Source organism: Nocardia neocaledoniensis, from assembly GCF_029868625.1.
Lineage (GTDB): Bacteria > Actinomycetota > Actinomycetes > Mycobacteriales > Mycobacteriaceae > Nocardia > Nocardia neocaledoniensis_A.
In genome coordinates, this window is the sequence record NZ_JARWOJ010000310.1 from 1 (window position 1) to 10734 (window position 10734).

Below are 10734 nucleotides of genomic sequence, written 5' to 3' on the forward strand. Positions count from 1 at the left end.
CACCCGCCGGGGGGCTCGGGGCTGGGGGGGGCGGGTGACGGGCGGCGCCCGCTGCCCCCCCTGCCCGCCGCGCCGCGCACCGTGGCCAACCGGCTCGGGCCTACCCCCCCCGCCGCCGCGCGGCCGAGGCCGCCGAGGAAGCGGCGGCGCCCGCCGCGCCTGCGGCCTGGTCGCCGTCCCCGGAGCCGGGTGGCTACGCCCCGCCGTCCTTCGACGCGCCGTACGGGCCGGGCGCCCAGGCTCCCGCGGCGTTCGGGCAGGAACCGTTCGACCCTGGCTTCGGTGGTGCCGGTTTCGACGGCAGGCCCGAGGCCGGGTACGGCGTGCCGCCGGGCTTCAACGACTACCAGGACGGCGGTTTCAAGGGCTACCAGCCGTCGGCACCGGCTCCGGCCTTCGGCGCGCCGCCCGAACCGACCCAGGCATTCGGCACGCCACCGGCCGAGGCGACCCAGGCCTTCGCCCCCGACGCCGCGCCCGCGTGGCCCCAGCAGGGCGACCAGCGTCCGCAGCTGGATCGCCGCCGCGGCGCGCCGGAGGCGGGCAAGACCGGCGGTCTGCCGTCGTGGTCCGCGCGCCGTCACCGGCCTGATCCGGCACCGGAGAGCGGTGGGTTCCCCACGGCCGCGTGGTCGCCGGTGAGCCAGGAACAGCCGCTGGTCTCCGGGCAGTCGGTGGCCGGTGACCTGCTGCGCCAGCAGGCCGACCAGGACGCCGAGGCGCGCACCGAGGTCTACCGGCTCGGGCCGAACCGCCCCGGCGCCGAGCCGGACACCGACGACTACGCCGAATCCGATTACGTCGACCGCGATTACGCCGACAACGACTACTCCGACGCCGAGTACGCCGACGGTGAGTACGACGACGACTACGACGACTACGAGCCGGAGCCCACGCGCGTCAAGGGTGGTCGACGGGCGGCGGCCAAGGCGCGGGCGGCCGAAATGGCCAGCCGGGCCAAGTCGCGCGCGGCCGGCCGGATGGCCGCGACAAAGGCTGGCTCGCGCGCGGCGAGCCGCGTCCCGGCGGGCCGGGCCGGCTCGCGCGCCGCCCGCAGCGCCGAGGACGAGAACCGCCGCCAGTGGCTGATCCTGGCCGGGCAGAGCGTCGGCGCCGCGGTCGCCGGAATGTTGCTGTTCAAGGGTTTCGAGACGCTGTGGGAGACCATGCACTGGGTGGCCCTCGCCCTCGCGATGGTCGTGATCCTCGGCCTCGTCGCGCTCGTGCGGGTGCTGCGCCGCACCGACGACATCTTCAGCACTGTGATCGCCGTCGTCGTGGGCGTCTTCGTGACGCTGGGACCGCTAGCCTTTCTCCTCAGTACCAGCTGATCGCAGGGAGTGGGCTGTGGGGAACGTGCGGGCGGATATCGGAATCGGGCTGTCGACGGCGTCGGTGTATCCGGAGAACACGCAGGCGGCGTTCCGCTACGCGGCCGAATTGGGTTACGACGGTGTCGAATTGATGGTGTGGGCCGAACCGGCCAGCCAGGACATCGCGACCGTGCAGTCCTACGTCAAGCGCTACGGCGTGCCGGTGCTCGCGGTGCACGCGCCGTGCCTGCTCATCTCGCAGCGGGTGTGGGGCGCCGATCCGGTGGCCAAGCTGGAACGCAGCGTCCGCACCGCGCAGGCGCTCGACGCCGACACCGTGGTGGTGCACCCGCCGTTCCGCTGGCAGCGTCGCTACGCGCGCGGTTTCGCCGATCAGGTGGGGGAGCTGGAGGCCGGCTATCCGGTCAAGGTCGCGGTCGAGAACATGTTCCCGATGCGGGCCGACACCCTGTTCCGAGAGGGCGCGGTGCGCAGGCTGGAGCGCCGGTCCGGGCCCGGCCCGGCCGTGAGCGCGTTCAGTCCCTCCTTCGATCCGACCGATACCGGATTCGACCACTACACCCTCGACCTGTCGCACACCGCGACCGCGGGCACCGACGCCATCGAACTGGCGCGCCGCATGGGCGACGGCCTGGTGCACCTGCATCTGGCCGACGGCCGCGGCGCCGCCCACGACGAACATCTCGTCCCCGGTGACGGCACCCAGCCGTGCGCGCAGCTGTGCGAGCACCTGGTGCACAGCGGTTTCCAGGGGCACGCGGTCGCCGAGATCAACACCCAGACCGCGCGGACGACGGCCCAGCGCTCGGCGATGCTGGCCCGCACCCTCGACTTCGCCCGCAGGCATCTCACCGGTGCCACCCACGCCGACCGCTCCTGAGAGATCACGCCCACACGGAATAGTCCCGGCCGATCGGTGCTTGTACGCTGTACGAATTGCTGTGCACCTCGACCAGGAGTGACGATGACGCGAGAACTCGCGACCGACGCGCCGTTCAGTCAGGTCTGCGACCTGACCGAGCTCCCCACCACCACGACCGAGACCGGGCGCTACGTCGGCGTCATCGCGCCCACCTGGACCATCGGCCCCAAGGTGCACGGCGGCACGATGGTCGCCGCCAGTGCCGCCGCGGCCACCCGGTGGATCACCGAGGCCGACGAGTCGCTGGCCGGGATGGCGCCGATCGCGGGCAGCTCCGATTTCCTCGGCGCACCGGATCCGGGTGAGGTCGAGTACGCGGTGCACATCCGCAAGAAGGGCCGCCAGATCTGCCTGGCCGACGCGGAACTGATCCAGAACGGCCGCACCCTGGTGCGCACCGCTTTCACCTTCGGTCACCTCGACACCGAGGGCACCCGCTGGAGCGACACCGCGACCGACATGCCCGCCGAGCCCGACGCCACCGCGCACGAGTACACCCCCGATTCGCCGATGGGCAAGGTCGTGCACGTCGGCGAGGTCGCCAAGGTCTTCCTCGACGGGAAATGGGCCGACTTCGCGCGCGGCGAGACGGGCGTGCCGAGGGCGCGGCTGTGGATCCGCCCGCTCGACGGTGACGAGGCCGACCCGCGCGTGCGCGCCGCCTTCGCCATGATGGCCGCCGACATGAGCCCGCCGGTGCCGATCAACCTCGGCCACTTCGGCTGGTCGCCCACGGTCCAGATGACCACCTACCTGCGTCGCATCCCCGCGCCGGGCTGGCTGCGCGTCATCGCGACCGCCCGCGAGGTCGGTGAGCGGATGTTCGACGAGGATCAGCTGGTCATCGACTCCACCGGGGCTGTCGTCGCGCAGAGCCGCCAGCTGGCCCTGATACCGGCGGCGCGCTGACCGACCGCGCACCCTAACCTGGACCCATGACGAGAATCGCGGTTGTCGGTGGTGGGCGGATCGGTGAGGCACTGGTTGCCGGGTTGTTGGAATCCGGCCGCGCGACCAAGGATCTCGTGGTCGCCGAGCCGGTCGCCCCGCGCGCGGCGCAGCTGGCCGAGCGGTTCAAGATCCGGGTCACCGGGTCGATCGCCGACGCGGTCGTCGGCGCCGACATCGTGGTCCTCGCGGTCAAGCCGGGCGATGTCGACTCGGTGCTGACCGACCTGTCCAAGGCGGATCTGGAGTCCGGGCACGAGCAGGTGCTCGTCTCGTTGGCCGCCGGCGTCACCACCGCCCGGCTGGAGTCCCGGCTGCCCGCCGGTTTCGCTGTCGTCCGGGTCATGCCGAACACGCCGATGCTGGTCGGACAAGGGATGAGCGCGATCGCGCCCGGCCGCTACACCGACGCCGAGCAGCTCGAGCTCGTCGGCGAGATGCTCGAGGCCGTGGGTAAGGTGGTGACGGTGGCCGAATCCCAGATGGACGCGGTCACCGCGGTGTCGGGCTCGGGACCGGCGTATTTCTTCCTCGTCGTCGAGGCGATGATCGACGCCGGCGTGAGCCTGGGGCTGACGCGCGAGGTGTCCACCCAGCTGGTCGTGCAGACCATGATCGGCTCGGCCGCGCTGCTGGACGAGACCGGCCAGAACGCGGTCGATCTGCGGGCGGCGGTCACCTCTCCCGGCGGGACGACGGCGGCCGCGCTGCGGGTGCTCGAGCAGGGAGCGCTGCGCTCGGCGTTCATCGAGGCGCTGCACGCCTCCAAGCAACGCTCCGCCGAACAGGGCGCGTCGAACGAATGACGGCCGGGTACCCGGGATGAAAACCGATTTCTCACACCCGTCGCAGTAATCCCACTGGTCCCGCTAAGCTCGTAGAAGCACGTGCGTGTCTGTTCCGCCGGTGGGGAAGCCGGCGGCGCGGACGTGCCGGAGGTCAATGGTGCCATGATGTCTGCGAACAGAATGTCTGCAAGCAATTCACCGGCGTCGGGCGGTGGATCGGGTTCATCCGGTCCGCGGGTCGGCTCCACGCAGGGACAACCGGTGATCGGCGGTGGCACTCAATTTCTCACCGTCGCCGAAGTCGCCGATCTCATGCGGGTGTCGAAGATGACGGTGTATCGGCTCGTGCACTCGGGTGAACTGCCCGCGGTGCGGGTCGGTCGCTCGTTCCGGGTGCACGCGAAAGCCGTGCACGATTACCTGGAAACGTCGTACTTCGACGCCGGCTGAGATAGTCGGCCAGGTACAAGGGCGGTTTCGTCGCTGCTCTGGTGTCCCGGTAGGATGAACCCTCGGTTCGTGTCCGCCTGCCGGTGGCACCGCTTCGTGGTGTCCGGTGCGCCCCGGCGGCGCGGATGCCAGACGACGCACGCGACACCGCGTGTGCATGCCGAGTAGAGAAACGCGAGGAAACCCTATGGGTTCTGTGATCAAGAAGCGCCGCAAGCGCATGTCGAAGAAGAAGCACCGCAAGCTGCTTCGCCGCACGCGTGTTCAGCGGCGCAAACTCGGCAAGTAAGCCTGCGTGCCCGTGCGAGCCCGTCACCGTTTCGGTGGCGGGCTCGTGTGTTCTCACAGCGGCCGCGTTAAAAGCTTGTTGATCGTGGCGGTGGGTGGCGCGAATGCGGCTACTCTGGTACGCGGAAACATGAGAAGCAGGGGGCTTTGAGTGGGGTCTGGTCCGAGTTCCGATACACGGGAACGACACGAACCGAAGGTAGTGCTGGTGACCGGCGCCAGCCGCTTCTTCGGTGGCAATGTCGCGTCCCGGCTCGCCGCGGAACCCGGTGTCGAGCGGGTGATCGCTGTCGACACGATGACCCCGAGCCGGGAGCTGCGCCGCCGGATGGGCCGTGCCGAGTTCGTGCGGGCCGACATCAGGAATCCGCTGATCCGCAAGGTCGTGGAGAACAACGAGGTCGACACCGTCGTACATCCCGCCGTGCTCACCCGCCCGCCCGCCGGTGGCGGTCGCGCGGTGATGAAGGATCTCAATGTGCTCGGCGCGATGCAGTTGCTCGCGGTGTGTCAGAAGGCGCCGTCGGTGCGGCGCGTCGTCGTCCGCTCGTCCTCGGCGGTGTACGGCTGCAGCGCGAAGGACCCGGCGAAATTCACCGAGGAAATGGGCGCGCGCACGCCGCCGAGCGGGTGGTTCGCCCGGGACATGATCGATATCGAGGCGCTGGTGCGCGCGATGGCGCGACGCAGGCCCGACATCTCCGCGTCGATCCTGCGATTCGCGCCGATCGTCGGTCCACGCCTGGCCGATCGCGGCATGCAATATCTGCGCTCGCCGATCACCCCGACCGTGCTCGGGCGCGAGGCGCGGATGCAGTTGCTGCACGAGGAAGACGCCGTGGCCGTGCTGGTCCAGGCGGCCTTCCGGGTGCACGGTGGCACGGTCAACGTGGCCGGAGACGGCGCGCTGGCCATGTCGCAGGCCATCCGGCGGGCCGGGCGCTTCGCCGCACCGGTGCCGCTGTTCTTCTTCCGCACCATCGGGCGCACACTGATGGGACCGGTGATGCGCGGATTCAGCAGCGAACAACCCGACTATTTCCACTTCGGGTGCGGGCTCGACACCACCCGCATGCGGACCGAACTCGGTTTCACCCCACGCTGGACCACGGTCCAGGCTTTCGACGATTACATCGCGGGCGCAGCGTTGCGGCCCGTCGTCGATCCGGCATGGATCGACGCCGCGGAAACCAAACTGCTCGGCCTCATCAAGGCCGATTCGGGAGCGCACACATGAACGAGGGAGCGAAAGTCATTCGTCTCGACGTGAATGTCGAGGCCCGTCAACGACCACCGGCCCGTCGCTGGCCGGAGCAGCCGACGCCGGCCACTCCGGTCACCTCGCTGAGCGACCGCAGGCCGGGCCTTCCCGCCAAGCCACCGAAGACCCTGGGCGACATCGTCCGCGATGCCGTCGCGGACCAGATCGAGAACGCCGCCGAATTCGCGCGTCGGCGGCTCACCGGCGACTACCAGATCGACGAGTTCGGCTACGACGAGCACCTGCTCGAGTCGCTCATCCTGCCCGCCCTGCGCCCGCTCTCGGACTACTGGTTCCGGGTGGAGGCCACGGGCATCGAGAACATCCCGGCCTCCGGGGGCGCCCTGATCGTGGCCAACCACGCGGGCACCGTCCCGCTCGACGGCCTGATGCTCCAGCTGGCCATCCACGACAAGCACCCCCAGCACCGGCCGCTGCGCCTGCTGGCGGCCGACCTGATCTTCGAACTGCCGATGCTCGGCGCCCTGGCGCGCAAGGCCGGGCACACGCTGGCCTGCCATCCCGACGCAGAACGGCTGCTGCGGTCGGGGCAGATCGCCGGCGTGTTCCCCGAGGGCTTCAAGGGTGTCGGCAAGAACTACGCCGACCGCTACAAGCTGCAGCGGTTCGGCCGCGGCGGCTTCGTGTCCGCGGCGGTGCGCACCGGCGTGCCGATCATCCCGTGCTCGATCGTGGGCTCGGAGGAGATCTACCCGAAGCTGGCCGACATCAAGCCGCTGGCCCGCCTGCTCGGCCTGCCCTACTTCCCGGTGACGCCGCTGTTCCCGCACCTGGGCCCGCTGGGCGCCATCCCGATGCCGTCCAAGTGGTACATCGAATTCGGCGAGCCCATCGCCACCACGGCCTTCGAGCCGGAGGACGCCGACGATCCGATGACCATGTTCGAGGTCACCGACCAGGTCCGCGAGACCATCCAGCAGACGCTCTACAAGCTGCTGGCCAAGCGCCGCAACACCGTCCTGGGGGGGGCGCGCCGCCCCCCGTGCGGGGGGGCGCGGCGGCGCCCCCGCCCCCCCCCGCGCCCCCCCCCCCCCCCCACCCCCGGCCGGGGCGCCCCCCCCCCCCCCGCTTGCGGGTGATCGCGGCGGCGACCGCGCCACCGGCGGCGCCCAGCGCCAGCGCCGTCGGCACGCCGATCTTGGCGGCCTTGCGGCCGGTGCGGAAATCGCGGATCTCCCAGCCCCGGTTCTTGGCCACTTCGCGCAGGTCGGAATCGGGGTTGATGGCGACCGCGGTGCCGACCAGCGACAGCATGGGCACGTCGTTGTGGCTGTCGGAGTAGGCCGTGCAGCGCTTGAGGTTGAGGCCCTCGCGGATGGCCAGGGTGCGCACGGCGTGCGCCTTGCCGAGGCCGTGCAGGATGTCGCCGACCAGGCGGCCGGTGAACCTGCCGTCGACGCTCTCGGCGACGGTGCCGAGCGCACCGGTGAGCCCGAGGCGCTTGGCGATCACGTTGGCCAGCTCCACCGGTGTCGCGGTGACCAGCCAGACCTGCTGGCCCGCGTCCAGGTGCATCTGCGCGAGCGCGCGGGTGCCCGGCCAGATCTTGTCGGCGATGATCTCGTCGTAGATCTCCTCGCCCAGCGCGGCCAGTTCGGCGGTGGGGCGGCCCGCGATGAAGCTGAGCGCCTTCTCCCGGCCCGAGGCCATGTCGGAGGAGTTCTCCTTGCCGGTGACCCGGAACTTCACCTGCTTCCAGGCGACATCGACGAGGTCGGAGGTCTTGAAATATTTGCGCGCGGCCAGCCCGCGGGCGAAGTGCACGATCGAAGCGCCCTGGACCAGGGTGTTGTCGACGTCGAAGAACGCCGCCGCCGTCAGGTCGCGGGGGACCTCGGGGCCGGTGGTCTCGCGCTGTTCGGCGAGTTCGGCGTCGTGCAGGGTGAGCGCGGCGTCGGCGCTGGCCTCACCGGCCAGGTTGGCGCGCAGCTCCTCCTCGCTCGGCCCGAACGGACTGCGCGGCAGCCGTGCGAACTGTTCCTGCAGTTCCTGGCCGAGGCGGCTGGGCTGCCACCGCGCAGGGAACTCCCCGAATCGCCCTGCGACGAATCCGGCCCTAGCCACCTTCGAACGTTCCGGCACCAGTACCCTCCGCTAGTCGCGCGAACCATGTCCACAGTAACCGGATTCACCGACAAGCCGCGGCGGGCTCGGGGATTAAATAGGGCTCATGACCAATCCCACACCCACCGTGACCCTGTTGACTCGCGCCGGCTGCCACCTGTGCACCGTGGCACTGGCGCAATTGGAGACCATCTGTGGTGATTTCGGTCTCCCGGTGGCGACCGTCGACGTCGACGAAGCCGCGGCGACCGACCCCGGATTGCGCGCCGAATACGGCGATCGGCTGCCCGTGGTCCTGTTGGACGGCCGTGAACACAGCTATTTCGACGTCGACGAGCCACGTTTGCGGGCCGACCTGAGCCGTTTCGCTGGTCGCGGCGGAAAATGAGGCCAATTTCACCGACTTTGTGAACGCCTGCACAAGCGGTTACGGTGGTGGCACGCAATCCGCACCGCCGCACCGAGCAGCGGCGGTGACCGGGTTTGTACAGCCCACATGGCACACCGGTCGCTCTCTCGCAACGCGGCGACCCACACCGGTGAACGAACGACAGGAACCGGACCGCGATCAGGCCCGGCACGAGGAGCCGACGACGTGACAGAGCAGCATGAGACGCCAGGTGGCGTCTCCGGCAAGGCTCTTCAGCGGGACATCCCCCAAGCCACGGTGACTCGTCTCGCTACCTATCTCCGGGTTCTCGCCGGGTTGGCCGACGAGGGTGTAGCCATCGTATCGAGTGAGGAACTGGCTGTCGCGGCGGGTGTCAATTCGGCGAAGCTGCGCAAGGATCTTTCCTTCCTCGGACCCAACGGTGTGCGGGGTGTCGGCTATGACGTAGCCAAGTTGCGCACCAGGATCGAAGACGTGCTCGGTTTGTCGCAGGGACATCGGGTGGTGCTGATCGGTGCGGGCAATCTGGGCCGCGCACTGGTCGGCTACGGCGGTTTCGGGGTACGCGGCTTCACCGTGGTCGGCATCTTCGACAACGACCGCGCGGTGATCGGCCAGTCGTACGCCGGACTCGTCGTGCGCGATGTCGACCAGCTCACCGAACAGATCCCCGCGCTCGCGCCGACCATCGCGGTCCTGGCCGTGCCCGACGAGGCCGCCCAGGAGGTGTGCGACCGTCTCGTCGCCGCCGGGCTCCCGTCGATCCTGAGCTTCGCCCCGTGCGAGCTGGCCGCGCCCGCCCACGTCGAGGTCCGCCGCGTCGACCTGGCGATGGAGCTGCAGATGCTCTCCTTCGACGCCGCGCGCAACGACGCGCCCGCGCTGCCCGAGGTCGCCCAGGCCGGGTCCGGCCGGATCGCGCGCCGGGTGGCGCCGCAGAACCATCCCGCCCTCACGCACCCCGCGCCGGTCGAGCCGGCGCGCGGCAGGCCACAGCGACGCACCGCGCCGCATACGGCCACCCCGCATTCGGCAACGGAGCCAAGCACCAAGGGATCGGTGATCACACCATGAGTGTTCTTCTGGTCGGAATCTCGCACCGGAGTGCACCGGTCTCGGTGCTGGAGAAGGTCGCGATCAGCGAGGCCGACCGGCCGAAGCTGGTCGACCGGCTGCTGGCCTCCAGCCACGTTTCCGAAGCGATGATCGTCTCCACCTGCAACCGCGTCGAGGTCTACGCCGTGGTCGACGCCTTCCACGGCGGGCTCGGCGAGGTCAGCGACCTGCTCACCAAGCATTCCGGGCTCCCGCTCGGCGACCTCACCCGGCACGCCTACGTGCGCTACAGCGAGGCCGCCGCCGAGCACCTGTTCGCGGTGGCCAGCGGCCTGGACTCGATGGTCGTCGGCGAGCAGCAGGTGCTCAGCCAGATCCGTGGCGCCTACGCCAGCGCCGACGGGCAGCAGGCGGTCGGGCGCACGCTGCACGAGCTGGCCCAGCACAGCCTGCGGGTCGGCAAGCGGGTGCACTCCGAGACCGGCATCGACCGGGCCGGCGCTTCGGTCGTGTCGGTCGCGCTGGATCGGGCGCGCGGCGTGGTCGGTGACCTCGCGGGCCGCACGGCCGTGGTGCTCGGTGCCGGCGCGATGGGCGGCCTTGCGGTGGCGCATCTTTCGCGCGCCGGGATCGGCAGGATCACCGTCGTCAACCGCACCCTCGACCGCGCGCAGCGCCTCGCCGAGACCGGCCGCACCATGCACGGGGTCGACGCCGAGGCCGTGGAGATGTCGAGCCTCACCGCGGCGATGGCGAGCGCGGACGTGGTGATCACCTGTACCGGCGCGGTCGGTGCCGTCGTCACCCTGGCCGACACCCACCGCGCACTCGCCGACCGCACCCGCACCGAGGCCGCCGAACGGCCGCTGGTCTTCTGCGATCTCGGCCTGCCCCGCGACGTGGAGCACGCCGTCGCCGGCCTGCCCGGCGTCGCCGTCATCGACATCGAATCGCTGCAGCGCGATCCGGCCGCGGGGGCCGCCGGCGCCCCCCCCCCCCCCCCCCCCCCCCAAAAGACCCCGCCACAACCACGCAAAAAAAAACGCGCACCACAGCGAGACCGGGAACCCCCCCCACCCCCTGGGGCGGGGGCCCTCCCGTTTCGGGGGACACCGCCACCCGACCACACGACACAGCCCGGCCCGCGCCTGCCGGGCCAACACGCTCACCCCGGGTCCGCCGGACGCGGCAGCTCGCGGTGTTCCGGAGCC

Annotated in this window: 11 protein-coding genes and 1 pseudogene; 11 read left to right on the top strand and 1 reads right to left on the bottom strand. The window is 70.6% G+C overall.

All coding sequences use genetic code 11. The features are described 5' to 3' along the window. Positions 1–323: 323 nt before the first annotated feature. The 8 genes from QH270_RS23245 to QH270_RS23280 all read left to right on the top strand — a co-directional run bounded on the left by QH270_RS23245 (position 324) and on the right by QH270_RS23280 (position 7091). Positions 324–1331, top strand: coding sequence for a hypothetical protein (locus QH270_RS23245; protein ID WP_280346151.1), 1008 nt, complete (start codon positions 324–326; stop codon positions 1329–1331). A 43-nt stretch (positions 1332–1374) separates the two neighbouring features. Next, positions 1375–2214 (top strand): sugar phosphate isomerase/epimerase family protein, encoded by an 840-nt coding sequence (locus QH270_RS23250; RefSeq protein WP_432420416.1) that lies wholly within the window; start codon positions 1375–1377, stop codon positions 2212–2214. Positions 2215–2298: 84 nt separating this feature from the next. Next, entirely contained in the window at positions 2299–3165 is an 867-nt protein-coding gene (locus QH270_RS23255) for a thioesterase family protein (RefSeq protein WP_280346156.1), read from the top strand. A gap of 26 nt (positions 3166–3191) precedes the next feature. After that, on the top strand, positions 3192–4010 hold the full coding sequence (proC, locus tag QH270_RS23260) for a pyrroline-5-carboxylate reductase (RefSeq protein WP_280346159.1): 819 nt from the start codon (positions 3192–3194) through the stop codon (positions 4008–4010). 162 nt (positions 4011–4172) lie between these two features. Then, positions 4173–4442 carry a helix-turn-helix domain-containing protein gene (locus QH270_RS23265; protein ID WP_229739639.1) on the top strand — a complete coding sequence of 90 codons (270 nt, stop codon included), beginning with the start codon at positions 4173–4175 and terminating at the stop codon, positions 4440–4442. Positions 4443–4629: 187 nt separating this feature from the next. Then, complete coding sequence (locus tag QH270_RS23270) at positions 4630–4731, top strand: 30S ribosomal protein bS22 (protein WP_003402602.1); 102 nt, start codon at positions 4630–4632, stop codon at positions 4729–4731. A 201-nt stretch (positions 4732–4932) separates the two neighbouring features. Then, complete coding sequence (locus QH270_RS23275) at positions 4933–5967, top strand: NAD-dependent epimerase/dehydratase family protein (RefSeq protein WP_280346166.1); 1035 nt, start codon at positions 4933–4935, stop codon at positions 5965–5967. Continuing rightward, positions 5964–7091 carry a lysophospholipid acyltransferase family protein gene (locus QH270_RS23280; RefSeq protein ID WP_432420415.1) on the top strand — a complete coding sequence of 376 codons (1128 nt, stop codon included), beginning with the start codon at positions 5964–5966 and terminating at the stop codon, positions 7089–7091. The genes QH270_RS23275 and QH270_RS23280 overlap by 4 nt, the downstream gene beginning before the upstream one ends. Here the strand turns inward: QH270_RS23280 and QH270_RS23285 are convergent. After that, positions 7078–7998 (bottom strand): annotated as a pseudogene (locus tag QH270_RS23285) (HAD family hydrolase); the annotation flags it as partial. The gene QH270_RS23280 and the pseudogene QH270_RS23285 overlap by 14 nt on opposite strands. A gap of 184 nt (positions 7999–8182) precedes the next feature. Between QH270_RS23285 and QH270_RS23290 the strand changes: the two are divergent. From QH270_RS23290 to QH270_RS23300, 3 genes are all read left to right on the top strand, one after another. After that, positions 8183–8464 (top strand): glutaredoxin family protein, encoded by a 282-nt coding sequence (locus QH270_RS23290; RefSeq protein ID WP_110039192.1) that lies wholly within the window; start codon positions 8183–8185, stop codon positions 8462–8464. Positions 8465–8671: 207 nt separating this feature from the next. Continuing rightward, complete coding sequence (locus QH270_RS23295) at positions 8672–9541, top strand: redox-sensing transcriptional repressor Rex (protein ID WP_280346169.1); 870 nt, start codon at positions 8672–8674, stop codon at positions 9539–9541. Next, a partial coding sequence (locus tag QH270_RS23300) for a glutamyl-tRNA reductase (protein ID WP_280346172.1) occupies positions 9538–10734 on the top strand: 1197 nt, incomplete at its 3' end. The genes QH270_RS23295 and QH270_RS23300, both read left to right, overlap by 4 nt.